Source organism: Granulicatella sp. 572.rep1_STHE, from assembly GCF_001073445.1.
Taxonomy (GTDB): domain Bacteria; phylum Bacillota; class Bacilli; order Lactobacillales; family Aerococcaceae; genus Granulicatella; species Granulicatella adiacens.
Genome location: NZ_JVBO01000017.1, coordinates 18,983 through 44,700, shown reverse-complemented (window position 1 = coordinate 44,700; position 25,718 = coordinate 18,983). Strand labels below are relative to the sequence as shown.

The following is a 25,718-nucleotide window of genomic DNA, read 5'->3' as shown; positions in this document are numbered from 1 at the left end:
TTCCTCCTACAATCTCTTTTCTTGATAAAGTTCTCTTGATTCTTCAGCCTTGTATTGGTTTGTTGCTTCAGCAACACGTTCATAAAATTTATTTTGTATGGGCTGTTTTGCATTTTGAAGAACTTGATTCCAATCAGATTTCATTTCCCCTGGTCTTAATTCAGGCAAATGTTTCACTACAGGAAATTTATCAAAATCAAAGTTTTCGATAAATTCATTCCCAGCTTTATCATTATCGACTGCAAGTATAAATTTAAAATTATTAGTTGCTTTTATATTTTTTTGTACGTGATCCAATGCTCCGATTCTCATTGTTTCATTGGTTGCTCCAGGAAAAGCTATTTCTGAGAATGCTGTAGAAATACTTTCTTTTCTTAAGCCATTCATCGCAAGTAAGATACAATCGCCCATCTTTTCTTTGAATATCTCGTAATAACTCATTAAATCGATAGGAGCTTCAAACGCAATAATCTTCAATGGATTTTCACTACTTCTCGCTCCTGGTACAGTTGGGGGATTTCCAATATTCACTTTTGTCCCATAATATCCATCGCCTAGCGTTCGTTTTAAATATGGTCTATCTACGTTTCCTTCATCTTTCGTGATTCCTTGTATTGCTACACCTTTAACTTTTCCATCTTTATCACGGTTTTTAAACACTAATACAGGTTCATACTGGTTTGTATTAGGATTCTTATAGTCAGCTTGTGCAATGATTCCATTTTTATAGAAAAACTCTACAGTAGCAGGTTCTAATTTTCGTTCTTTCACTAGGTATTGTTTTACCAGGTCAATATTGTCATGGTCTTTTAAGTAGTAATGGAATTTTCGCTGTGTATAAACCTCTTTATGTTCTTTAATTTCGCCTTCTTTTAGAAACTTAAGTGCTTCCATAAAGCTACACTCTTTGATTAATTGAACCAATTTAACGCAATCCCCACCAAAACCTCTAGAGTTCCAATAAAAGGTATTTTTTCGAGTATCGAATGCAAAACTATCATGGTCTTTCCATTTATAACTTCTGCCAATCTTGATTAAATCCATTCCCAAAGATTCAGCTACGCTTAAAATATCTTTCTTCTTCATTTCCGCAAGCATTGCTTGTCGTTCAAAGTGATTCATTGCGGACTTCTTCTTTTTATCTAAAGGCTTTTGTGAGGTGCTTTTCTCTTCCACCCCTTCAAAGGAAACTCCAGCAAGCAGACTCTCTTGAAGTTCTTCTTCTTTCTCTATTTTTAGTTCTTCTTCTAAATGCACCATCTTTTCTAATACAGTAAGTTCATTAATAAATTTATATTCTTCTCCTTCAGGAATCTGTAAGCTTCTATCGATAGCTTCATAAATGCTTACTCTATCCTGAAGATTAAAATAGAATTGATGATTGATATTAGTATTCTTATCGAATAGAACTAAATCACATATCCCTGTTCTTTTCATTTCTTCTTGAAAAGAATAGAGTTTTTTTGCAATCTCTTTGTATGGATAACCTTTTCCCATTTCTAATATCCTATTTAATTCAGGGTATGAACTCCCTTTAAATATAATTTCCATAGTCATTATGCCCCTTTCTTACTTTTCGCCCTGAAGGCAAAAAGGGATTAAAAAAAGACTAGGTATTTAATCCTAGTCTTAAGCTATGAATCCAATGTCTTCAAAAATAACGTTGTCTTCTATTTCTTCAATTTCATCTTTATATCGTTTGTATACATACCAATTATCGTGTTCATAGTCATCCGCTATTTCATCAGCTCGTTTATGTTGAAACGCTAAAAGCTTTTTATCTCTAAACACGTGTTCTTTAGTGATAAATACTAAACACTCATCTCCCTCTAACCTTCCGATCTCATCAGGTGTTAACAAATCCCTTGCCATTTTATTATGACTTTCACTACCCCCATTACGTCCTTTTGATTTTGTTCGATTTCTAATATTAATCGTTTGTTTACCAATCCGTTTTGATAGATACTCTGTTGTTTCTTTTTCATCTCCACCAAGAAATAGAAGGGTTGCACAGTTATTTACTATAGACGCCCAATCATCCTTATACATAGCTTTTAATTGAGCCAACGCTTGTAATATAATACAGATTCCCATATTACGACTTCGATACGTTGCTAGTGCTTTATCAATGTTTGGAATACGTCCGATATTCGCAAATTCATCAATAAAGAATTGGAAAAATAGTAGTTCCTGTCCTTCTTTTAACTTTGTTGCTCCAGTCAGAACACTATCAATCTTAAATCTCAAAGTTTCCATAACTGTAGAGATAAAGATGGACGCAAGAAAGTTATACGCACTATTTGTTTCTGGAATCGAAATAAATACGGCAGTTTTTTCATCAATCCAACTTTCGATATCCATTGTATCTCTACTAACTAAATTTTTAACTTCCTGATGGTCAAATACAGAATATCTTGCAGCAGCTATAGCGGTAACACTTGCTCTAGTTTCTCCGTTAAAACTTTGCTCAAATAATCGCCACTGCTTTGTCGCATAATTTCCTGGTTTCTTTTCTTCAAGTTCTTCAAACCAGGCATCGATAGGTGGTTTCGATTTCTTGTTCGGTGCTTTTGATAATCGTATCATATCCGCAATCATTGTTATATCAGCTTTGTATCCGTTCAAATGACTGTCGAACCATAGAAAAGCTAACATCGAACGAATAAATACTGCTTCAGCTTGAATCCAAAAATCTTGCTCTTGTTTATCAGATTTTTTAGTCCCTTCAGTAATCTGTTCCAGAACTCTATCAACGTCTATTTCTTTTTTAATATATTCAAATACATTAAATTGGTCACTGTTCATAAGGGTGTTTAAGTCAAACACTTTAATTTTATATCCGTTCTCCTCTAACATTTTCCCTGTTTCATGTACAATTAACCCTTTAGGATCTGTACATAAGAATGAACCATTCATTTGCATAATATTCGGTTTAACAAAACCTAATGTTTTAGATGAACCTGAATCCCCAATAACAAGAACATGTTTGTTTTTTTGAACCTTATGAGGTAATCGATTATTCCACAATCCCATTTTTACATTTCGTGAGATAATCATGTTCTTATCGTCATCAGTATCTGCGAATTTTGCCATTTCTTTTTCAGTCGCATATCGAGCTGACCCATGTTCTTCGTTCAATCGATAGATACCTTTATCGTTATTGTAGGTATATCCCATTAAGCAAGCTAGAAAAGTCAATAGCCCACCTAAAAATGAAAAAGGATGGAATTTTAATAGATACATATAAAACGTTTTTAAATAGTTAAGGTATGTGTCTTCTTCCAATAAAAGTAAACTTATATTCATACCTACTTGCTTTTGATAGCTAATGATAAAGTTTATAAAGTTAAAAACTACAAATCCCAATATCAAACCAGCTATTAGGTATGGTTTAATTTTTTTTGCATACGGACGTTTAACTTCCATTCATCTATCTACCTTCCTTTCCCTTTTATACTATTTCCAATTTCTATCTTTTTGTTAGATAGAGATGTTTTATTCAGTTTTCTGTAGGTCATATTTACTTTTTCTTTGAAAGTTTGACTGTTTCTTTTTAATACATATTTTTTAATATCGATTTTCTTCGTTAGAATATCTTTAAAGATTCTCTGACAAGCTAATTCGGTTACTTTTCTATCCTGAGAACGCACATATAATTCTGTTCCATTTTCGACTTGTTTGAACGCAAATGTAATGTTGTATTCTTTGAACACTTCCTTGAAATGCTCTAGGTCAACTTTTTCATCTAACGGTATTGCTTTTGCATATGGATTTCTGCTCAAAAATTTATATACATCGACTTCCCCTTCAAGTGGAGTCATTTTTTGAAACCATTCTACTAATCCTTCCCCTGATAACCTTGAAAGAAACACTAATAATTTATTTACAGTCATGACTGAATCGGTGGTTGCTTTTTGTACAATCTCCTTCTGATCCATATTTTCCCCCTTCCAATCAAAAAGCAAAAAGAAAAGGTTAGAATAATCTAACCTTTCTTTTATTGATTTAATTCATTAGTAGTTTTGTTTGCGTCTAGTTTAGATAAATCTAATTCAGGAACTTCTTCTACAGCAGGTTCAGCAGTAGCATATTTAACAGTTTGTCCGTTTACTTCTTTTTCTTTAATATCCAGACGTTTTTCATCTTCAGATAATTCTTCAGACGGTTGTGCTGGTGTAGCTGGACTTGCTGGTTCAGTTGGATTTACAGGTACAACTGGGTCAATTGGTTGTGTTGGTGTTACTGGAGCTGTTGGTTCAGTTGGATTTACAGGTACAACTGGGTCAACAGGCTTTTCTGTTGTTGTATCTTCTGTTGGTTGTGTTGGTTTCGTATTTTCATTTGATGGAACAGTTGGCTTTTCTTCCGTTGGTTTTGTTGGAGTTGGAAGAACCGCAACGGTATCTTGTTTCTTATCATCTTGTTCTACTAAACCAACTACTTTATCTAATTCTGTAGTTGGTTTTTCAATTAATGTAACAACTTTATCCAGTTCTTCAGGCTGAGTTAATTTAGCTTCTGCAACTGCAATAATAGTATTAACAGTTTCTTCAGCTACAGGTTGTGAGCTTAACTCTACTAACTTATCAACTACTTCTTCTTTCAATACTGTATGTGGTGTTTCTTTAGTAGGTTTATTTTCTACTTGTACTACAACTGAGGTTGTCGTTGTTTCTTCTACAGCTACTTGTGTATTTTGATTACTTTGTTGAGATAACGTAAAGATAGAACATGCTCCTAGCGATAGTAATAATAAAGCACTACCACCAATAACTTTAATATTTTTCTTTTTGTTTTGTTGTTCCATAGTTAAAACACTCCTTTTTTAATTTTTTCAATTTTTTCTTGAATTTGTTTTAATTGTTTATTAGAAGCTTCCTTTTGCTCGTCAGATAGAGAGCTGTCTCTGAGTTTATTTTTTAGATTGTTTTCCTCATTTAAAGCTGATGTTACATGTTCAATTTTCGTTTGTAAGGTCAATTGATGGATTTTATCTTGAATCCTTTCAGCAGTCTTTAAATCCAATGCCTTTAACGCTTCTATAGCTTTTACTTCATAAGCTTCTACAATTAATTGTTTTAGACGATTACTTCCTAATTCCTGATTCAATTCATAGGCTTCATCAATCATTCCTAATTTTACGAAACTTACCGCTAAAGCCGTTTTTCGTATTGGTGTAGTAGCTTCATTTTTCAAATCCACGACCTTCTCAAAATTTTGTTTTAAATAAGCTAAATCAAATTTCGCCTGAATAGAATCTGTTTGTTGTACATATTTTTCTAGGTCAGTAATACCTTCCTGCCCTTTATCGAAAAGCATTGATTCAATCTTCTCTTTATTTTCAGGATACTCTTCAACAGCTTTCACATATTCTTGTTTTTGTATCAAAGTTTCATATTTTGGTTTTAAGATACCTGGAAGGAAAATTGCCCCTGAAGCGATCGCTCCACTAGCACAAAGAACGAACAAGGGAACTTTTAATCTATTCAAATTAAACGGTTGGCGTTCTTTTTTTACTTTTATAGATTTCTCTTTCAAAGGTTTCTTTGAACCCTTTTTAGGGGATTTTTCTTCAACTACCGTTGCTTTTATGTCTTTGGTTTCTTTTACTGGTTTTCTTTTCTCTCCTTTTGAAGATACTAGTGGTAGTAATACTTCTTCTGTATCTTTTTCAAACGGAAAATGAATATGGACTTCTGAATAAACCTTTTCATCTCTATCGCCTTTTTTTAGGACTAAGACACTTCCTGTTCCACCAGCGTTAGATAAACGTTTATTTTCAAGTTCTACCCAGTCGCAGAGTTCTTCAAACGATTCAATTAGTGTTGTATTTACATTATCAATCTCTTCAAACTCAAAATGGAAGGTTTGTTTTGTCTTAAATAAAGCCATCTAACCACCTCTCTATCTATTTTCGCTATTTAACAATTCTGCAAGGTCTGTTACACTCATTTTGTTTTCAATCAAGATTTCTCTTGCCATTAATAATTCTAGATTCTCAACTTCTTTTTTCTTTTGGGCGACTGATTCTGTTGTTTCTTTAATCAATTTTTCGCCCTTCAAAATATCTTCTTCTAGCTTATCTTTCTTTTGTTTGTATCGTTCAAATTGTGTTAGTTTTTGTTTCACTATAACGTCCCCCTTACTTTGACTGTCCCAACTTCTGTTGTTTCTGGTGTTGCAGTAGTTGGTTGTTGTGTTGTTTCTTTCTTTGTCGTTTGCTCGGTTGTTTCAGTATTAACTTCAGGTGTTGTTGACGGTGTGGTTTTTTCGTTGTTAGTTGTTTTCTTTAATAGAATAGGCTCAATTCGATTAACTAGATACTCCCCCTTATCTTTAGCATAAGATAGTTTAATTGTTGCTTTTTCCGACATTTTAACGCCAGCTTCTGCATTGTTACGTTTAGTTGTTTGTACATTGGTATATGTTACTTCTACTAATGCACTTAAATTTTCTTCGTCAATATAAACAGTTGCTTTATCATAAACTTGATTTAGTACATATCCTTTATATGCTTGTGTTACTGGTGATTCATCTAATTTTACTTGCTGGGCATAGAGTTGTTCTGTCATAAACTCTTTATATCTTTCTTGATTTTCGCCAACATCTTTTTTCGTATAATAGGCTAAAAGAAATTCTTTTACTTTATCAGCAGTTAGCGTCTTAGATTCAGCAGACTTGCTTACTTCTTCTACTGTAGAAGTTGCTTGTTGTCGTGGCGAATTAGAACCACCAATCCACATACCGCATGCAATCCCAACAATCAAACAGATAAATCCGATTATTGCAGTAATTGCTTTTCGTACAAGCTTTACTTTATTATCATCGTACACAGTCTTCTTCCTTTCTTACTTTTCGCCCTGAAGGCGAAAGGTTATTGATTTACATGCATAAAATAAACTCCATATGCTGGTTTCAAGATACGGTAACTCATTGAATACTCTCCTGCTACATTCATTTCTGAAATAATAAAGCTTCCATCTTCCAGAACTGCTTCGCAAACGGCAACATGTCCATAGGCTGGATGTGAACCGTATACTCCTGTATTAAAAATAACAATATCTCCAGCTTGAGGGACATCCACTAATGTAGCTCCTGAAGTGTAATAGTAGGTAGAACTCCACGCATTCGCATTTCCCATGGTTGGATGAATATTCTTTCCTAATTGTTTCATACGATTGTATACGTACCACGTACAATTCCCTTCATAATATGCATTTCCTTCCCATCCTTGTCCAGGTAGTACTTCTTTATTTGTATAAGGCTTCAGCATTTTATTTTTATATTTTTCATATATTTCTGTGCTATTCGCATTTAATGGAACTGTACTTTGTCTCGTGAAATAATTAAACCAATTTTGAGCGGATTGTATCCTTTTTTCTACCTTGTCTCCAGGATTTCCTTCCCAGTTTTTTAGGAAAGCAACTGTTAATTCAGCTACAGTATCTCCAACTTTCTTGTTCAATACTGATTCTAATATACGAATGGAACTAGGAGTATCTCCTGTAGTCATAAATTCTAACTGAAGATCCATATCATACCATTTTTTACCTTTACTTTTCGCATATTCTCGTAACATGGTATGTCTTGTACTTCCATCAGCTGTATCTGTCCACTGTCCTAATCCTAAACCACGTCTTAGAATATTAGGGAAACGACCTTCATAGATTTCAGGTCCTGTCTTGCTCAACCATTCATCTTTGTCCCAGCTTGTAGAAACCGCACTACCAAATTCTCCTTCTGCTGTCTTTGGATTAATTTGAGATTCAATATCGAAATTTCCAAGCATTGCAGCTATCCCTTCAACTGAATAACCTTTTTTAATGAAGTAGTCATAAATTTGCTTAGCACGTTTCAATTTATTAGCTTCAGGTGAAAAGTTCGAGCTTGCTAAAATCGTTGTTTGAGCATACGCCACTTTGCTTAAGTAAAAAGCTGGATTAACTTTATACCACTGACCATCGTTAAATTCATAGACAAGCTTAATACGTTCAGAAATGGCATTTCCAATATAGTCTTCTTTATTTAGAGTATCTCCTTTATTTAATCGGCTTGTATCAATTCCATAAATAGTTAATCTTGCACGATTATCTTGATTAATCACGATTCTATTAATTCCTACATCTTCCAAAGTCCCTGAAAGAGGTGCTAACAGATTTGTTCCAACATCAACTTTAATTTCTGTTTCTTCATTTAATTCAACAGAATCTCGTTTATGTTCATACCCCATTCGCCTCGTAATTAAGTAACTATCTGTAGAATAAAGTTTGCCAAGTCGCTTAGATAAAGAATTAAAACCTATTTCTTTACGTGCTTTATCAAAAGCATTAAAGTCTTTAGATTCTAAAAACCAAGGGCTATTTGATTCCCTAATAAACTCATCTAGAGGTTTAACTTCATGAGCGTCTTTGCCATTAAGTGTTTCCCATAGACTTGTACTGATTTTTTCAAATGATTTCGGCTCTTCCTCTTTACGATAATAGTCTTTAATGACTTCATCTTTTGGATTGAAATTATCATATCTAAAATTCAAATAGAATAGAGGGTCATGCCAATTGGTATAAAACGTATCTACACTGTTTGTATTTTTTGCATCTAATTTTGTTAATTCAAGATAAGCTTCAGTTAGATTCCTATCATTTTGTACTATCGATGGTTTTATCATTGATGGAACAAAGAAACTCATAATAATTATAAAAGGGAATATAATAGATAGAATAATCCCAATATTTTTTGCCTTAAATGGATTATTTAATAAACTAATTCCCTTCCCAGCAATTCTTCTACTTCCACTAAGACCCTTCATCAATTTATTTTGTTTTAATCGAATCTTTGCTCGTTGCAATTTTCGATATTGAGCATGGTATCTTGTTGGTAACTGATTAAATCCTCTTCCACGGACAAGGTTATAGGTTTTATTAGACAGCTTATAGATACTTTTGCTCGTTTTTGTTCCAATTTTAATGGTATTTTTCCCTGCACCTTTTAAACTTCTGTAAATCTGACTTCGTTGTGTTGCACGTTGTTTCAATTGATTTAGTTCAGATAAATTATCATCTTTAGATATTTGCTTTTTGGCATTATTTTTTACTTTTGATTTTAAAGCAAATTTTGCAGATTTCTTAAGAGTTATATGCTTCTTTTCAAAGTTCTTTTTTCTCTTATGGTAAGCCTTTTTTTTCACTTTTAAGCTTTCTTTTAGCTCTTTTTGAACGTCTTTATCTGAGGTCTTTATTATACCTTTGTATTCTGCTTTAGCTTCTTTATAGGCGGTTTTATGTTCTTCAAGTTCTTTCTTGTCTTTTCTTCTTCCCATCGAACCACCTCTAAGCGTCTGTTTCCATTAATCGATACAATTCTGTATCTTTAGAAATAATATTTTCAAATGGAACGACAACACCACCTGAAGAGATTAAACCTGTCCCTTGTGGTACTCTTTCTCCAACGTACTGAAGAAGGGTTTCAGGAATATTTAATACATTCCGAAGGGAATCTAAATCGACTTTCTTTTGTCTTAACAGAACAAAAAATTCACTGTTGGAAAGCATTTTTCTTCCTTCACTATCTTCTAATAGTGTTGCGATATTTTGAGTAATTCCTGTTGGAATTGCCCCATACTTCCGAACCCTTGACCACAACTTCATGAACCATCTTGAATTTTCGATACTATCAAAGTTTAGTTGTAATTCGTCGAAGAACAACCAGGTAGTCACCTTTCCTTGATTTTGTACGACTTGATTCCATATTTGGTCAAGAATTACTTTCATCGCAAATGGTTTTAGCTTTTCATCTAACCGTTTGATATTGAAGATAACGAACTTATCACTTAAATCAATATTTGTTTCGTGAGCAAAAATATCCTGTCCACCAACTGTATAAGGTTCAACTTTTAATGCCAGCTCTTCAGCTAGTTCTTCAGGTTGATTTTTTAAGGTATAATACCAATCTACTAATGTAGGATTTTCATATTTCTCATAAACTTCTCTCGTCACTCGATCGACAATACTTGCTTCAATATCTGTATATTCCTTCAGCAAAGATTCAAACAAACTTGATAATAGGTTTGCTTTTTCTTTGATTAAATCCACATGCTTGTCTTCTTCCTGAAGAAGTCCTTTATCCGCCATATCTAATATATTTAGATGGTGCTTAGAACCTGGATATATATCCAGGATTTCAGCTCCAAATTCCCTACCGATTTTTGCATATTCGTTTTCAGGGTCAACAATAATAAATTTATCGTTTTTATTGCTTAGCAAGGTAGAAATGATACTCCATTTTGTAGTCATCCCTTTCCCTGAACCACTTGAACCAAAAATTAACCCTGAAGGAGTGTTCAGATGTTTTCTATTCACAGTAATAATATTACGGCTTAACTGATTCTTACCGAGATATTGTCCCGTATTATCCTGCAAATCAACCGTTGAAAACGGTACTTGAGTTGCTAGGTTGTTAGTCGTCATATCTCTTACATAATTACATTCAACGTCTAAATAAGCTTTCCCAATTGGTAAGATTGTATTTAACGCTTCTTCTTGCATTTTATAAGCTACTTCAAAATGGATTCCATGACTTCTTACAACAGATTGAATATTTTTTGTAGCTTCTTCTAGTTTATCTTTATCTTCTTCCATTAGAAGTACTGTAAACATTCCAGAAAACATTTTTTGACTGTTCTCTTTCATATCATGCAATAGCTCTTCAATATTTCTTCTGACTTCTGATGTAACCCCTGAAACCATGTCTTCAGATAATCCACTTTTTAGATTTTCCTTTTGTTCCCTAGCAATTGCTCGTTTATTCAACATTAGTTTGGTATTCGTTGCTTTCCTAAATTCAATAGGGTCATATGGTCTTGCATGAATAGATATACATAATTCATGATCTGAAGCACATAAGTCTTTAATTAAAACATCTTCTAATCGTTGAGGATATTGACGGATGTATAATACTCTTGCACAATAGTTATCAATCATAAAATAATCATCGAAAAACTTAATTCTATTCGGTGCTATAAATGATTTTGTAGTTAATCCAGTCAATGCCAAATCGCTATATTTCATTCTAAAGAATTGTTTTGGACGTAATAGATTATGAAATTGTTTTAGCCTTTCAATTCCGTCTAAGTCTGTAAATGATAGGTCTACTCCTGTAGCATTAAATTTCTTGCTGAAATTTAATATAGTAGCGGACAATTGCGATTCTGCTTGTTTTGGGGCATTTGCTTTTGTAGTAAATACAGCATATTGTTTTGTTTCAAAGTTTTTTTGTTCCAACGTATAGTTCGCTTCAATCATGTTGTTGATTTCTTTGCGGTACTTATCGTTTTTATCTTCCTGATAGGGCAAAAGAAAATTATCAATCATGCTATCATCAATACGTTTATTGACTACAAACAATTGATAGTTTGAATTTTTATCCAATGAATTTAATGCTTCAGCATAACTAACAACAATCGCTAATTTTTCTTCTTCATCAGCTACACGGTAACTTAAATCCCCTAACCCAACCATTCTAGAATATTCATGTTCTACAATGTGCATTAGTCCATTTTCGTATAAACTTGTGTATTTTAAAGTATTTGGACTTGTTGCTGAAGATTTCATTCTCTCATATCTTATTTTCTCAGATTCTGTCTGTTTCTTTGACGCTTTTCTTTTGAATAAATTCACTAGGCTCATACCTCCTTATCTGCTCTACTTGATAAACTCTATCCTGGTCTACAAGATAGAATTCAACATCCTTTTTGAATTGTTGCATTTTCCCAAAATAAGATAGAATCGGTGGTGCAACCATTAATCCAGCTGTTAGAAATGCTAACAAATATGCAACCAATTCAGGAAGAAATATCATTTCTAACACCATTAAAACTATTCCAGGAATACTTAACGCTACCATTTTTAATTGTCGTTTTGTCATTCCCAGCATGACTTCAGGTTCGTATTTTGATACATCTGTATAGAATCTTGATTCTAAATTCATTGATTATCCACCTACCATCTTCTGAGTTAAGCGTTGCGACCCTAACACAATTCCAATATATGCTACTGATTTAACAATAAACATAAATTGACTAGCTAGATTTTTGGCAAAGTCATCTCCGTTAGAAGTCACTTCTAGAACTTCCCCTAATCGAATTGCTTGAAAGACTTTTATAATTAGTATCAAAACAAATCCTTGTATGACTAGTGCTAGTACCTGTCTAATATAACTTTTAGCGATCGAACTCCATTCATCACTTACAAAGGACGCAAACATCACACCAGCAACCATCTTATATACATACAACATTAGAAAACGCATGAAGATAAGAATATCTGTAATGACTTCTCCACACCACAAGGCAAAATTGCTGAAGACTTGTACTATATTGATAATCATACTTTGACTCCATCCTAAATCGCCTGTCACTGATGGTACTGTTCCTGAACTTGCTTCTCCTTCAATAGATACGCTATTGATTAAGTGACCTATTGCATTTGAGAACCATATAAAAGTATCAATAATTTTATCACTTAGCATAACGAACGCTAATGCCACAATGTATTTCCATACAACTGACATTAACAATTCTATCGATAGCATTCCTTGTTCACTAGAAAGCTTCTTTTGCATATTAGCAAGTTCTATATACAACATTATTCCTAGAAGAGTTGTTCCTACTACATTTAAGGCTGATGATACGTTTGTAGCATATCCATTGGCTACTCCATTATAGTCTTGTAAGGACGAAAGCAGTTTGCCTAAAACTCCTTCTTTTATCATGTAATACTCCTAAAACGCAATGTTTCCTAAAGCTGCAACAACAGCTGCCGTTACACCAGCTGCAATTGTCCCCATAACACCACCTAGAATCATAGAACTAATACCCTGGTCAACCTTTTCAGCATTTTCATTTTTAAATCCTCTATACCAGGTATACAACCCCATTAAAACGTTGAATATTCCGATGACTGTAATAATAGAACCAATGACTGTGATTAATTTTGTTACGATTTCCATTTTATTTCCTCCTTAATTAAATCCTTATAAATAGTTTTATTCTTCTGAAAAGGGATAATCATTGTTAGATTCTTCATCGTCATAAGAATCTTCATATTCCGATAATGTTAAAACTTTTGATACACGATATCTTTTTTGTTTTCCATCTAATTCAGAAACAATTTCAACATAGGTTTTTTTATCTTCTAAAAATTGAACAGTTTCCTTGTTGTATCCAAAATCTAAATCAGGAATATCATATCCATGGTCTTGAATACTTGTTAAAAGATACTGTAAATTATCTTCTGTATAATCTGTTCCGAAAGTGAGGTAATAGTAAGCACGTTCCCCATTTTCTCCTTCTAAAACCATTTTGAACATATTTGAATCTTTTTTAGATTTGGTCATTTCACAACTAATAATTGTTACGTCATGTTTTCCTTCTTTTAGATAAGGTACTGATTGTCTCGAACTTTTTCTTTCAAATTTCATAATTTGATTCCTTTCTTACTTTTCGCCCTGAAGGCAAAAAGGTTATTTATTGATTGTTTGTATATCGTTTTTTTATAGTTTCTGATGATTTCAAACGCAAACTATAGAAATAATCTACATTTCTTTGAGATTGAATCATATTTCTTCTTCTACTTTTTACAAATGTACCAAAACCTCTAAATTGAATTTCGTGATTTTTTTCCGCTAAATCTACTATTTTGGTGAATAAATCTTTCAACACTAATTCAACGACAACTTCATTTACTCCAGTATCTTTACCTATCATATTGATAATGTCGTTATCTTTATATTTAGTCACAATATATCTCCTCGCTAATTCACTTTTTGCCCTGAAGGCGAAAGGTTAAGAGTGGTATTTCTACCACTCTATCCTTTTATTTTATTAGTTTTGTTTTCTCTTTTTTGATAATCCTAATGCACCAATTAATGCTACAACTCCAGCAAGAATTGTCATTCCGCTTCCTTGTGTACCAGTTTTTGGTAATTCAGGTCTTACTACTGTTACCGTTTGTTTATCATTTTTTAGGTCAAAGTGTGTTGCCACTTTTTCTTTATCACGATATAAATCTTCTCCGTACACGATATTTCCTGTATATCCTACTGGGACAGTAAATTCAAAGATTTCTGTTCTTGTTTCTGAATCGGCAATAAATTCACGTTCTTGTGTAGCAAATACTTTACCAGTACTGTCATATTGAGTAGCGATAACTGTATATTTCTTTCCAATTGTTAAATTAGCAAGAAATGCTTTTTCAATATGCTTTTCATTCTCATAACCTTGTTTTCCACCTGACGCTGTTGTAGCTTCTGTATGAATTAAAGGTTGACGTTCGTTCTCAACTACTGTACGAGTTGCGGTTGCTTCTGTAGAATTATCATTTTTATCTACTTTCTCTCCGCCTTTAATGCTGAAGAAGAACTTTTGAATATTCCCTAAGTAACCTTCTAATGGTTTTGTTTCTTGAGCATAGTAGTTTCCATATTCTAAATCTTTAAAGATGATTCTTCCGTCTTTATCCGTTGTATAACGTCCTACCTCAACTTCTCCATTGTTTTCAGATACAGCTACTAATTTAAACTCAACGCCTTCTAAACGTTCTTTACTGTTTGCTTCAACCTTAACTAATTCATGGTCTCCACGTTTAATTTCGTTCACGATTGGTGTTTCAACAACTACTGTTTGTGCTGGACTTCCACTTGTCGCAAAACTTGTAGATACGCCAATTTTTGTATCATTTAAGCTGTATGCTTCTCCAGTAGTCAATTCTTTTAAGTAAAATTCTCCATCAATTGGAAGGTTTCCAAATGTATATGTTCCTGAACCATTTACTTGTGCAAGTCCGACTAAACTATTAGCAGGCAAGCCTTCAACAGCATTAGCTGTATAAAGTCCAAAGGTTGCTTTTTGTTCGTTCTTGAAGTATTTAGATTCTTCAAATGATTTATTGAATTGTACTGAAACTGTCTTACGTTCGTTGTGAACAGAAACGCTATGACTATCAACTTTCACAGTTTGCTCTTGTGGAGTAAATGTAATTTCATGTAGTGTTGAATCCACTACATAGCCTTCAGGAGCTGAAATTTCACGATATTGGTATTTCCCTAATGGTTTATTAGTGAATGTCGCAATTCCGTTTGAGTTTGTTGTTGCTTGTTCAATAACCACTCCATCTTTGATTAATTCAAACTTTACTCCAGCAAGAGGTACTCTTTGGATGTTAGGAACGTTTACTCCGTTGCCATCTTGTACCCATGAGACAATTTGTGAACCTGTTTTTGTAATTTGCAATTGACCTTTTTGAGGTGTGTTTGCAAATTTAACTGTTACAACAACGTCATCTCCTGAAATATTCACGGCTAAGCGTTTGTCTGATAATACATAGCCTGTTGGTGCTTGTACTTCTTCGATTTCATAGTTCCCATAGCTTAATTGTTGTGGGAATGTTACTTGACCGTTTGAGTCAGTTTCAAAAACATCAATCGTTTGTAAAGATGGAACTGTGACTTGCTGACTAACTTGTTTTCCATCTTTATAAAGTTTGAAACGAACGCCTGAAGCTGGGATTGTTTTCCCTGTTTCAGCATCTGTTTTTAATAGCTGCAAGAATGATTTCTTCACATTGTTTTCCACTAGGTAGTGATATGTGTGATTATCTTTATTGGTATCTAATTGTACTTTAATTGGTTGTGGTGTTTGATAGCCTGTTGGTGTGTGTTCAACGATCGTTACAGAAGTTGTATATGGAATATCATTTGATACTGCATATCCCTTTTCATCTGTCGTAATCGTTTGAACAACATTACCATTAGTATCTACTAAATCAAATGCAATGTTTTTACCTGGTACACGAGTTCCGCTACCATCTAACGCTTCATCTAAATGTTTTGAAATACTTACTTTATATTTCTTAGAAACGTTTGTCGCACGAACAGTAACCGTATCTCCAGCTGGAACAGTCACGCTATAAACTTGATTATTAAGTCTGTATGTTTCAAGGGTTCGAGTTTCTTTAATATCGAACTCTTTAGGGTCATAGTCATTAAAGAACGCTTCCCCTTCATCATTCGTTGTGGCAGTCGCAATAGCAGTTGTGCTACCTTTTTCAAATAATCCAAATTCAACCCCAGCAAGTGGTTTTCCAGTTTCGTCATCAGTCTTCACAATCTTAATGTTCCCTTTTTTGACAACATTTAAAGTTATTGATGAAAATAACCTATCAGGGTCACGGAACATCACTACATTCTGGCTAGTGCCATGAGTTAATAATAGTGAGGCTGGACTGTAGTCTGCCGGTAGAGCTTGAGGTCTAAAAACAAATGTTGCGTCTTGCGAATCCTTAGTAGCAGTGATTTTTAATTCAGAATCACTAATACGCTCAAAAATCCAACCTTTTGTATCAGTTGGGTTAGAAACATAAGGAAACACTTGATTGTTATCTGTTAATGTGATTGATTCTCCAGCTTTTACCGTATATGTTTGTTTGTGCCAACTTGTAGCACGTTCGTTATTCAGTTTTCCATCTACAAAATTAGATACTTTTGAATATCCATCCCATGTATTTCCACCTCTAAAGTTTTGTGGCGTCCAACCAAGAATGTCCCAAATTTTAGACTGGACATAGAGATATTGATTTCCACTTTTATCTGAAGACATATCCCAACCCCAAAAAATAGCATTTTTAATTTCATCTATTTGATTTTGACTAATGGTATTCCCAAAGTGATCTATCAAAGCCCCATCTTGAATTTCTGCCGAACTGTAATAAACCCCATTTTGGACTAAAGTAGCTGGTTCAACACAAAACACGACTTCTCCATTAACTTTAACAATGGAAATATTGTCATTAATATTTAACCACCAGCTATAGTCATGTACTTTATGGTACACTTGAACATTCCCTTTTCCTCCATTTTCTTCGCTTACTTGATAAGCGTTAACAGAGGATTGCCTAGAAAATGTAGCTAGAACGCCTACCCCAACCGCAAGACTTGCGATTGTTTTCTTAATCATCTTTTTATAATTCATTTTCATTTCCTTTCTTCTTATATTTACCTTCTGCCATTTTGGCAAAAGGTGGTTCTTTATTCTTCAAATAATCCATATTTATCTCCTTTTAAAAACAAAAAAGCAATGAACGGATTTTTTCCAAACATTGCTTTTTTTCTAATTTTTATTCAGTTGTCGTTATTGTTTTCTAAGGTTTACACTAGCTGTTGTATGTCCATCACTCCATGGAATTTCAAAGTAATTCCCTGTATATGCCCAGTCCTGTTTTCCAGCTTCTAAGGCTTTATAAGATTCTTCCATCTTAGCTTCAAGCCATGCTCCAGCTTCTGCAAGCGTTGCAAACTCTAATCCAGTATTTCCTAAAGCTGTTAAGCGTACAGGAGCTGGTGCTTGAGTTTGTACTGGTGCTGGTTCAGGCGTATATGTTGGTTGTGTTGGTTGTTCTTGATAGCTGTTGTTTTGTGAAGAAGAAGAATTGCTACTAGAACTGTAATCTTTACTGTACGAACTTGAACCGCTATTTGAAGATGAACCTGAAGAATAATCATTTGAAGATTGATTACTTGCGACAGCATTAGATTCTGAAGACTTGTTTTCTGTTTTGTTTTCTTCAGAAGAAGATTCCTCTTTTTTCTCAGAAGAAGTAGTTTGTTCGACTAACGTGACTTTCTCTAAATTCTTGATTAAGTCTTCTTTTTCTTTATCAGATAGTTTTGAATCCTTGATCGATTTTTCAAGAGTTTCTTTATCCTCTTTCTTCAATGCTTCAGAAGAAGCTTTTGCGACTTTTTCTTGTAAGTCTTTCAACTCTTTATTTTCAGTTGTAGTAGTTGTTTCAGTAGTCACTTCCGCTACTTGTACAACCTCTTGTGTTTTTTCAGTTTGTCCAGCTAGTATAGATACCGCATATCCACCACCTAATAAAACAACAGCACTTCCACTAATAATCATTACCTTTTTAACATTTGATAATGATAAAAATTTTTCTTTTAATTGGATTAATTTTTCTTTCATGCTTCTCTCCTTTATTCATTCGCAAATACTATTCCAGAACCAACAAGCAGTACCGCTAAAGCAGATTGTAAAATAGGATTGTTTATTGCCAGTATAATCCAAATCGCAAATATAACAACTACAATTCCAAGAATTAATAATGTTATTTTAGAATAACCTTCTACCTCTTTCCATTTTTTTATAAAGAAGTAAAGAATCACAATTGCACTAACAACTAAAACCGTAGATATGGATAACAATTGCCAAGCAATCCCATTTTCAACAGTCATTACTTCAAATGCGTTTTTACCAGAATATTTACTATTGAAATTATTTAGCCTATGGTTATTTATCAATGTTCCTAATATGAATAATACGAAAACAATCACATTTCCTAAAATTTCTTCCTTTATAGTATGAAAATAATTTTTATTCACTTTCGCTTACCTCTTCTTTTCTCTCTTTCAATAAAAACTCAATAAGAAAATATTCCTTTTTATTATCTTTCATGTTTTTCCAATAAAATATCAATAATATTATAAAAGAAATAGTAACTACAATAAGGAATAAAATACCTCCCGAAAGAATAACTTCTGAATTGACATGATTAGAATTCGTTGATATTGTTCTTTGAATAAAATCATAAACCAACTTTGCTAAACCCGCCAAAATTGCTAAAGAAAATCCAGGAACTATCACAAATGAAAGTTTTTCATTTATGTAATTTTTAGCTTTTAAATCTACATATCTTAATAATAATTCATCATTATTAAGTGATTTTAATTTTTTAAGTTTATCTTGATCCGCACCAAACAATTTATGTTCAATCTTAGTAAAAAAGGAATTTAACTTTTCATTATTATTCATTTTTTATACACTCCTTTCACTTATATTATACTCACTTTTTGCCCTGAAGGCGAAAGGTAATATCCTCTTCTAATTCTTCTTTCCATTCTTTAACTTTTTCTTCAAGTCGAATAAGAACGTCCCAATCATCAGTATCTAGGTATTCCTTTATTTCTTCTGGTAAATCTTCATAGTTTTCATCACGGTATTTTAAACCATTAGCAACGTCAACAAACCAATTATATTCATCTATATCTGCTACATTTACTATCAATTTAGCATTTTCATTTGGATTATATTGACAGTCTTTATACCTAGTTTTATCTTCCCAATATCCAACTTCGTTAAAATCTTCAACAATATCATCAAATTGTGCAAGTATTTTCCATTGCCAGTTCTCTAGTTTGTATTCCATTTTCCCACCTCTTAATTGAATTGTTTCATATATCAAGTTATCTAATATGACTTTTAAATTTACTTTTCGCCCTGAAGGCGAAAGGTTTACAGATTATCCTTAAGCCAAGAATATATCCATAAAGCTAATACAAAACTAGCAGTTGCAAAATATAGATTTAGAGCAAAAATAGCGACTGGTGGCTGACCCTCTAAAGACACTTTCCCTGTTAATATTAAATAAATTAATGAAACTGGAATAACAATTACGTATATAAATAATAAAAATCGACTAAAGTTATTTTCATTAACCATATCTTCTTATACTCCTTTTATCATTCTAGTGAGTTTTGAATTAAAAGTTTATCTAAGAGTTCTTTAGCAGTCATTAAAACTACTCTTTCATTTTCAATACTTTTGAGATTTTTTCTATAATCATCTTGTAGCATTTCTAATGTGATTCGATCTGATTCATCAGGATAACCTAAATCGCAGCTATCACCTAAAAAGTCTTTTTCTGTAGGCATTTCAGCGTCTATATAATCAACAATAAAATCAACATCAAGTATTCTACCATCTACAGTTCCAAAGAATTGAAGGACAGCATAAACTTTATAATCTTCTCCAAACAAGAATATATCTTCTGATATATCATGTATTAATTCTTCACATGGATATGACACTAAAAGACCGTTTTTATTCTTTATACCCATAAAATACACCTCTAATATGTTTTTTAATTAACTTTTTGCCCTGAAGGCGAAAAGTCATTATTTCCTTCCAACTCCTCAATAAGTTCCTCTATCCGTTCTCTTTTTCTTGTCCGTTTCCATAGGTATGCAAAAAATACAAAAGGAAGAAGCACGAGGAGATACTTTGCGTATCCCCAAATATTTTGAAAGATTTCAATGTTTGCTTGAATATATTCATAAATAGCTACAACAATCGCTAATCCTATTGCAAATAAAATGAGTTTTACCCCACTAACAAATAATTCCCAAATTATTATAGCTAAAAAACCTAAGATAACAAGACCAGCAATTAAATATCCTATTTGCTCCATATACCTTCTCCTTCATTTAACATTAGAGGTGTATATCTTTATATTACAATATCCCTTCAATAATTAAAACCTTCAATAAATTACCGACTTTATCTTCGTTCATGCTATCTTGCGAGAGAAATATTTGATAGTCTACAGATTCTGTCAGTTGATTTAGTATCTTATTTACTTTCTTGTCGATTTTGTCCTCTGACAAAGGAACTTTATTTTCAGTTCCAATTAAATCTTCTAACACCAAACTTTCATCTTGATTTTCAGCAATTTCTTTTGCTTCAGAAAGAGTTAATTTATGAAGCGTATTTGCCAAATGATTCGCAACTTTTTCCTGGTTCTCAGGACTAAGTTTTGCTAATTGTTCTCCAATATTTAAAGAGATTTTCTTTTCATCTAGTAAATCTAGAAATTCAGGAATTAAATTGCTGCATGCGATATATCTTGAAAGTGTTCTAGGTTTAATCTGTTCACTTTCGCTAATTTTTTCTAAAGAATTGTATTTGGTTTCGCCTTTTTTACCTTGTCTTTTTAAAGCCTTCGCTCTCAAAGTATATGCTTTAACCTTTTCGCTTTCTTTAATATTAGTTCGTTGTAATAAGTTACTTTGAACTAAATAAATCATTGCTTCTTCATCTGTTAACTCTTTAATATTTACTGGAATACGATTCCAGCCTAATCTTTTAACAGCGTTAAACCGATTATGACCAGCAATAATTTGATAATCATGTTCATTTATCTTTCTGACTACAATTGGATTATCAAGTCCTCTTGCTTTTATATCATCAGCAAGTTCTTGTAGTCTTTCTTCAGAATAGTTGACGAAAGGTTGATTAGGGTATGGAAAAATCTTGTTTACTGATAATTCCTTCACGTTATTTTCTGTTGTTTCTTCAAGTCCAAACATCGATTCAATACTAACCATTGTTATTCTCCTTTTTCCAAAATCTCTTTAGCAAGTGCTTCATAGTTTTCAGCTAACTTACTTTTTGCCATTTGTTGTAGAGGCACTCTTTCAGCATAGCTTCTTCTTGCTTCAGTTAGTTCTTTAATTTCTTGTTTGAGTAATACATTTCCGTATTCTTCAGACAATCTATTTTTTACCTCTTTAGAGATTTTTGTGTTTGAAACTTTAGTAAATAAGATTCCTTCAACCTCTAATCCACGATTCAATCGTTTCTTTACTAATTCAATATATTGGAATAATTGCCCTAACCCTTCAAATGCTCCATAACTTGCTTCAACCGGAATAAGCACGCTAGTGCTAGCCGTTAATGCGTTAATTAGCAAAATGTTTAAAGCTGGCATGCAATCGATTAATACGTAATCGTAATTTTCTTTTACATTTAAGCGATTAAAAATATCCGAAAGAATATATTCTCTTGCACTAGCCATAATCAAGCTCATTTCAATAGCAGATAAATTTAGGCTCGTCGGAATGTAATCTAGATTTTCTGAATACGATTGAATTAAGTTATTTTCATAATCAAACTGATTATTCAATTCTTGTTGAATTGCTTCAGCAATCGTCAATTCGTATTTTTCCTCTTTTAAATAGTTTGAGAGGTTATGTTGCGGATCGAAATCCAACAACAACACTCTCTTCCCAGCTTTAGCAAGTGTTACTCCAAGATTCATAGTTGTGGAAGTTTTTCCAACTCCACCTTTTTGGTTCGCAATAGCAATTATTTTCATGTCTCCTAGTCTCCTTCTTTATCTCTCAGTCTCTTTTATAAATTCCAATCAACTAATGGAACTTGTGCTTTTTTTTCAAGTACATAGTTTTCAAAGAATTTTTGTATCGTTACAAATAAATATCTATCAAATTTTTCAACAGTATTTTCTGTTAAATCTTTTTTCAAAGCTCTCAATATACATTTTGTTAGTTCTTTGAAATTATCTTCACTCAATTCTTCCAAGTAGATTTCGTGGTTAGTTTGATTTGATACATAACGTTTTGCCTGGAATATAACGCCACAAATATAACTTATTTTCTCTGTATCCCCAATTGCTCGATGCAATTCATTTGTCACGGATTCAGGTATACCCATGATTCGAAAATCTGTAAGCAATTTTGATTTTTTAAAATATTGATTTGTGGATAACTCAATATTTGATTCAGCCTTAGCTGATTCGTCTATATTATTTATATTATTATTAATATATTTATTATTATTAGTCTTAAAATTGTTTAGTTCTAGAACTGAAGAATTTTTAGTTCTAGAACTTAAAATATTTAAGTTCTTATCTGTACCAGCATTATCTAGAACTAAAGAATTTTTAGTTCTAGAACTTAAAATATTTAAGTTCTGAGTCATATCAAGGTTTTCTGTATTGTCACTATTTTCCTTTAACATCAGATGAATATCTGATTCAGTTAGTACAGGTTCAAACAGATACAATCTATTAGGAAGTCCTCTTCCCAATCGTTTTTGCTCAAGCAACCCATATTCCACCAATTCTTTTTTTATCTTGATGACTTTTGGTTCACTCATTTTCAAAATTTTTACAAGGTCAATATTATTGAAGATAAAATAAATACTTCCATCTTCATCAAACCAACCATTTCGCTTAGATAATTTCGCTCTATCGTTTAAAATTGTCCATGCAAATTTTGAATCTGTTGATAATGTTTCGTACAGTTCTCCATATGCCAATCCAGCTGGGAGCATTAGGAATCGTTGTCTTTCTTTTTCAAAAACGTTTGACCCTACCCGTTTTGAAAGAATCAATTCTTTCTGTTCTTTATTCAACTTCATCAACTACAAATCCTTTCAAATCAAATTTGACGGTTGTAATTTCTCCGTTTTCGTTAAAGCTCTCTATAAACTTTAATTGTTCCAACCTCTTAAGAGTAATTCTCTCTTTATAGGTTATTCGTTTTGGAATAATTGCCATTTCATTCTGAACGATAGAATCTAGCAACTTTACATAAAACATTTTTTCATCTGAAGTTAGTCTCTTGTTCATTACCAAATCAATTGGAACCCTAATGTTTCTTTTTAATGATTTCATCTATTTCTCCTCATATCTTCTGTATGGACGGTTTTAAACTAATTACTACTCTTTAATAATCACTTTAAAGCCGTCCATATTATTTTTTCTCTGTTATTTCTCTTTTCTCAATCTCTTCTCATACGATACATTCATTACTAATTTATCGTTTTTTCTCTCAGCCACAAGGATATTTCCTTGTTTTATTGTTAAAATATGTTTATAGATATTAGGGAATGATTCTCTCATTTTAATATCTGCTTCTTTACCATTAATGACAGCATTTTTAATAGGCACATAAATACCGTCTTTCCTTACTTCAGCAATTACATAAGGGAATTTGTAATCTTTCCCTAATTTGACAGTTGCATTTCCACTTACTCCTAATTGTCTTAGGTCACTAATTTTTACTTCCATTTTTTCTCCTTCCACTTTTCGCCCTGAAGGCAAAAAGTAATAAAATAAAATGTCGGGACGGAACGTATCCTTCCACAGTATTTTTTACGCAAGGTTTGTAGTCGTGTTAACCTCTAACTCATTTCCATAATCTTATGTACTTTCGTTGTGTGGCAGAAGTGGTTCGTTACTCCACTATTTAATCCATCTGCTCCATTTCTTTTTTATTCCTAGCCACGCTGATCGAGCCGATGGTTGTATTCAGTTGTCAAAGGACGGTTAATCCATTAAAAAAGAGAATGGATTTTTTACCATTCTCTTTTTATTCCCTATTTATTTCCATCTAACTAAACTCTAGACACTTACGATATACTTTTTATAAAAAAATAATACAGTTCACAAAAAATGCAAACTGTATCTTTTTAATCATTATTATAACAATGCTTCTAGTCTATTCCGATTGAGTTCTGGATAGCGATTCAAAATTTTATTTATCGTTTTAAGAATCTTAGTTTGATACCCCACCATATCATTTTCTATTTGTAATACTAAAAGTGGCTCATGTAGACTCATCCGTAAAAGAAGCCATCCATCTCCATATTCCCCTTTAAAGTCAATTCGAACTCCTTCTTCATTTTCGGGATTTACTACCCAGTCTTTCGGAATCCAATTAGGGAAATCTTTGATTACTTCTAACCCTGTAGCTTTGAAATCTTTAGTTTCAATCTTAAAACGAACTTCTACAACTTCTTTAGGTTGGACTAGCTTTTTAATTAATGAATCTAAGGTTTCCCCTTTAGCAACCAATCTAGGAAGCAACATTAATATTTTTGCGACCACATACGCTCCATCATCTAAAAAGTAATTCTCTTTGAACGCAGCATGACCACTAGTTTCAATCGCAAGCTGACAATCAGTTCCTTGATTATTTAATTCTATTGCTTTGTTTATAACATTACGATAACCCGATATATATCGATATTGATGCCCACCTAACTTCATAATGAATTTCTTCAAGTGTTCAGTTGTAGGAGAATTCGTTACTATTGTTGTTCCAGGATGCTCGCTTATCACAATCACACTTAAAACAGCAATTAAATTATTTCTATTGAGAAGTTCCCCACTTCCTGTTACAATCGCAGCTCTATCCACATCTGTATCAAAAATCACACCATAATCAGCATTTTCCGCTAGTACTTGTTTCTTAATACTTTCCATTGCTTCTTTATTATCTGGGTTTGGAATATGATTTGGGAAAGTTCCATCTGGATCTAAGAATTGTGAGCCTTCCGTTTTAGCACCTAGTTCTTCTAGTACACTTTTTGCAAAGAAGCCTCCTGCTCCATTCCCAGCATCGACTATAATATGTAATCCTTCAAGCGGTTTTTCTTTTTCGCTCTGACTCCCCTTACGAATCAACTCCACTAAATGACGACTGTATCGTTCAAAAATACTTTTTACTTCTATAGTAGAAACTGATCCTTGTGGTAGTTCTTCCTTTTCATCCACCAATGCAATAATATCACGAATATCACTGGACTCTAATCCGCCCCCACGCGTGAAAAATTTTAGTCCATTGTAATAAAATGGTAAATGACTCGCAGTAAACATCACTGTCGCATCGCAGTCAAATTCTTCAAATTGGGTCGCCATAAACATACTTGGAGTCGTCGCCATTTCAAAATCAATTACGTGAACTCCAAAAGCCGATAAAACTTTAATAAATTCTTTTGTTAACTCCGGTCCACTTATACGACTATCACGACCGATCCCAATAATTAATTCCGTAATTTTTTTAGACGGATACCGCTTCTGTAACCATTTCACGAAAGCACTCGCAATTAAACGACTCTCTTCTACTGTCAATGTTGCATCAAACTCTTTTGTCGCAATAGCAATACCGCGAATATCTGAACTCAGTTGTAACTCTTTGATTTTTGACATAGGAACTCCTCCTTCACTATAGTTCTATTTTACCAAAAGCGCTAATGCATTAATAGAAGGTTCCCAAAAAATTATCCTAGATAACAAAAAAGCAAG

At 32.9% G+C, this 25,718-nt stretch carries 28 protein-coding genes; all 28 read right to left on the bottom strand.

The window, feature by feature from the left end; translation table 11 throughout:
* Nucleotides 1–6 precede the first annotated feature (6 nt).
* The 28 genes from ADH99_RS03450 to ADH99_RS03315 all read right to left on the bottom strand — a co-directional run bounded on the left by ADH99_RS03450 (nt 7) and on the right by ADH99_RS03315 (nt 25,622).
* Complete coding sequence (locus tag ADH99_RS03450) at nt 7–1,497, bottom strand: toprim domain-containing protein (RefSeq protein ID WP_049555371.1); 1,491 nt, start codon at nt 1,495–1,497, stop codon at nt 7–9.
* A gap of 132 nt (nt 1,498–1,629) precedes the next feature.
* Nucleotides 1,630–3,426, bottom strand: coding sequence for a VirD4-like conjugal transfer protein, CD1115 family (locus ADH99_RS03445; RefSeq protein ID WP_049555372.1), 1,797 nt, complete (start codon nt 3,424–3,426; stop codon nt 1,630–1,632).
* A gap of 8 nt (nt 3,427–3,434) precedes the next feature.
* Nucleotides 3,435–3,938 carry a DUF3801 domain-containing protein gene (locus ADH99_RS03440; protein WP_049555373.1) on the bottom strand — a complete coding sequence of 168 codons (504 nt, stop codon included), beginning with the start codon at nt 3,936–3,938 and terminating at the stop codon, nt 3,435–3,437.
* Nucleotides 3,939–3,997: 59 nt separating this feature from the next.
* On the bottom strand, nt 3,998–4,807 hold the full coding sequence (locus ADH99_RS10580) for a hypothetical protein (RefSeq protein ID WP_053091359.1): 810 nt from the start codon (nt 4,805–4,807) through the stop codon (nt 3,998–4,000).
* A gap of 2 nt (nt 4,808–4,809) precedes the next feature.
* On the bottom strand, nt 4,810–5,892 hold the full coding sequence (locus ADH99_RS03430; RefSeq protein WP_049555374.1) for a hypothetical protein: 1,083 nt from the start codon (nt 5,890–5,892) through the stop codon (nt 4,810–4,812).
* Between the two features lie 12 nt (nt 5,893–5,904).
* Nucleotides 5,905–6,129 carry a hypothetical protein gene (locus ADH99_RS03425; protein ID WP_049555375.1) on the bottom strand — a complete coding sequence of 75 codons (225 nt, stop codon included), beginning with the start codon at nt 6,127–6,129 and terminating at the stop codon, nt 5,905–5,907.
* Nucleotides 6,129–6,833, bottom strand: coding sequence for a hypothetical protein (locus ADH99_RS03420; protein WP_049555376.1), 705 nt, complete (start codon nt 6,831–6,833; stop codon nt 6,129–6,131). The genes ADH99_RS03425 and ADH99_RS03420 overlap by 1 nt, the downstream gene beginning before the upstream one ends.
* 41 nt (nt 6,834–6,874) lie before the next feature.
* On the bottom strand, nt 6,875–9,316 hold the full coding sequence (locus ADH99_RS03415) for a phage tail tip lysozyme (protein ID WP_049555377.1): 2,442 nt from the start codon (nt 9,314–9,316) through the stop codon (nt 6,875–6,877).
* Between the two features lie 10 nt (nt 9,317–9,326).
* Complete coding sequence (locus ADH99_RS03410) at nt 9,327–11,672, bottom strand: VirB4-like conjugal transfer ATPase, CD1110 family (RefSeq protein WP_049555378.1); 2,346 nt, start codon at nt 11,670–11,672, stop codon at nt 9,327–9,329.
* Nucleotides 11,626–11,982, bottom strand: coding sequence for a PrgI family mobile element protein (locus ADH99_RS03405; protein WP_049555379.1), 357 nt, complete (start codon nt 11,980–11,982; stop codon nt 11,626–11,628). The genes ADH99_RS03410 and ADH99_RS03405 overlap by 47 nt, the downstream gene beginning before the upstream one ends.
* Before the next feature lie 3 nt (nt 11,983–11,985).
* On the bottom strand, nt 11,986–12,765 hold the full coding sequence (locus ADH99_RS03400; protein WP_049555380.1) for a hypothetical protein: 780 nt from the start codon (nt 12,763–12,765) through the stop codon (nt 11,986–11,988).
* Nucleotides 12,766–12,774: 9 nt separating this feature from the next.
* Complete coding sequence (locus ADH99_RS03395; protein WP_049555381.1) at nt 12,775–13,002, bottom strand: hypothetical protein; 228 nt, start codon at nt 13,000–13,002, stop codon at nt 12,775–12,777.
* Between the two features lie 36 nt (nt 13,003–13,038).
* Entirely contained in the window at nt 13,039–13,473 is a 435-nt protein-coding gene (locus ADH99_RS03390; RefSeq protein WP_049555382.1) for a hypothetical protein, read from the bottom strand.
* 46 nt (nt 13,474–13,519) lie between these two features.
* Nucleotides 13,520–13,792, bottom strand: a complete 273-nt coding sequence (locus ADH99_RS03385) for an HU family DNA-binding protein (RefSeq protein ID WP_049555383.1) — start codon at nt 13,790–13,792, stop codon at nt 13,520–13,522.
* An 84-nt stretch (nt 13,793–13,876) separates the two neighbouring features.
* On the bottom strand, nt 13,877–17,020 hold the full coding sequence (locus ADH99_RS03380; RefSeq protein ID WP_160313162.1) for a SpaA isopeptide-forming pilin-related protein: 3,144 nt from the start codon (nt 17,018–17,020) through the stop codon (nt 13,877–13,879).
* A gap of 159 nt (nt 17,021–17,179) precedes the next feature.
* The gene (locus ADH99_RS03375) at nt 17,180–18,016 is read right to left on the bottom strand and encodes a hypothetical protein (RefSeq protein ID WP_049555385.1); all 837 of its coding nucleotides are present in this window, start codon (nt 18,014–18,016) and stop codon (nt 17,180–17,182) included.
* 11 nt (nt 18,017–18,027) lie between these two features.
* Complete coding sequence (locus tag ADH99_RS03370; protein WP_049555386.1) at nt 18,028–18,432, bottom strand: hypothetical protein; 405 nt, start codon at nt 18,430–18,432, stop codon at nt 18,028–18,030.
* Nucleotides 18,425–18,862 (bottom strand): hypothetical protein, encoded by a 438-nt coding sequence (locus ADH99_RS03365; RefSeq protein WP_049555387.1) that lies wholly within the window; start codon nt 18,860–18,862, stop codon nt 18,425–18,427. Before ADH99_RS03365 ends, ADH99_RS03370 begins: the two co-directional genes overlap by 8 nt.
* Nucleotides 18,863–18,893: 31 nt before the next feature.
* Nucleotides 18,894–19,256, bottom strand: a complete 363-nt coding sequence (locus ADH99_RS03360) for a hypothetical protein (RefSeq protein ID WP_049555388.1) — start codon at nt 19,254–19,256, stop codon at nt 18,894–18,896.
* Nucleotides 19,257–19,342: 86 nt separating this feature from the next.
* Nucleotides 19,343–19,549: a hypothetical protein gene (locus tag ADH99_RS03355; protein ID WP_049555389.1), complete on the bottom strand. Its 207-nt coding sequence runs from the start codon at nt 19,547–19,549 to the stop codon at nt 19,343–19,345.
* Between the two features lie 20 nt (nt 19,550–19,569).
* Entirely contained in the window at nt 19,570–19,947 is a 378-nt protein-coding gene (locus tag ADH99_RS03350) for a hypothetical protein (protein ID WP_049555390.1), read from the bottom strand.
* 23 nt (nt 19,948–19,970) lie between these two features.
* Nucleotides 19,971–20,297, bottom strand: a complete 327-nt coding sequence (locus ADH99_RS03345) for a hypothetical protein (protein ID WP_049555391.1) — start codon at nt 20,295–20,297, stop codon at nt 19,971–19,973.
* Between the two features lie 43 nt (nt 20,298–20,340).
* On the bottom strand, nt 20,341–21,213 hold the full coding sequence (locus ADH99_RS03340) for a ParB/RepB/Spo0J family partition protein (RefSeq protein ID WP_049555392.1): 873 nt from the start codon (nt 21,211–21,213) through the stop codon (nt 20,341–20,343).
* 2 nt (nt 21,214–21,215) lie between these two features.
* Entirely contained in the window at nt 21,216–21,983 is a 768-nt protein-coding gene (locus tag ADH99_RS03335) for a ParA family protein (protein WP_049555393.1), read from the bottom strand.
* A gap of 35 nt (nt 21,984–22,018) precedes the next feature.
* Nucleotides 22,019–23,047, bottom strand: a complete 1,029-nt coding sequence (locus ADH99_RS03330; RefSeq protein WP_049555394.1) for a replication initiator protein A — start codon at nt 23,045–23,047, stop codon at nt 22,019–22,021.
* A complete protein-coding gene (locus tag ADH99_RS03325) occupies nt 23,034–23,303 on the bottom strand; it encodes a hypothetical protein (RefSeq protein WP_049555395.1) in 270 nt (89 codons plus the stop codon). The genes ADH99_RS03330 and ADH99_RS03325 overlap by 14 nt, the downstream gene beginning before the upstream one ends.
* Before the next feature lie 93 nt (nt 23,304–23,396).
* On the bottom strand, nt 23,397–23,699 hold the full coding sequence (locus tag ADH99_RS03320; protein ID WP_049555396.1) for a hypothetical protein: 303 nt from the start codon (nt 23,697–23,699) through the stop codon (nt 23,397–23,399).
* Nucleotides 23,700–24,110: 411 nt separating this feature from the next.
* Nucleotides 24,111–25,622 carry a phosphoglucomutase gene (locus ADH99_RS03315; protein ID WP_049555397.1) on the bottom strand — a complete coding sequence of 504 codons (1,512 nt, stop codon included), beginning with the start codon at nt 25,620–25,622 and terminating at the stop codon, nt 24,111–24,113.
* Nucleotides 25,623–25,718: the final 96 nt, after the last annotated feature.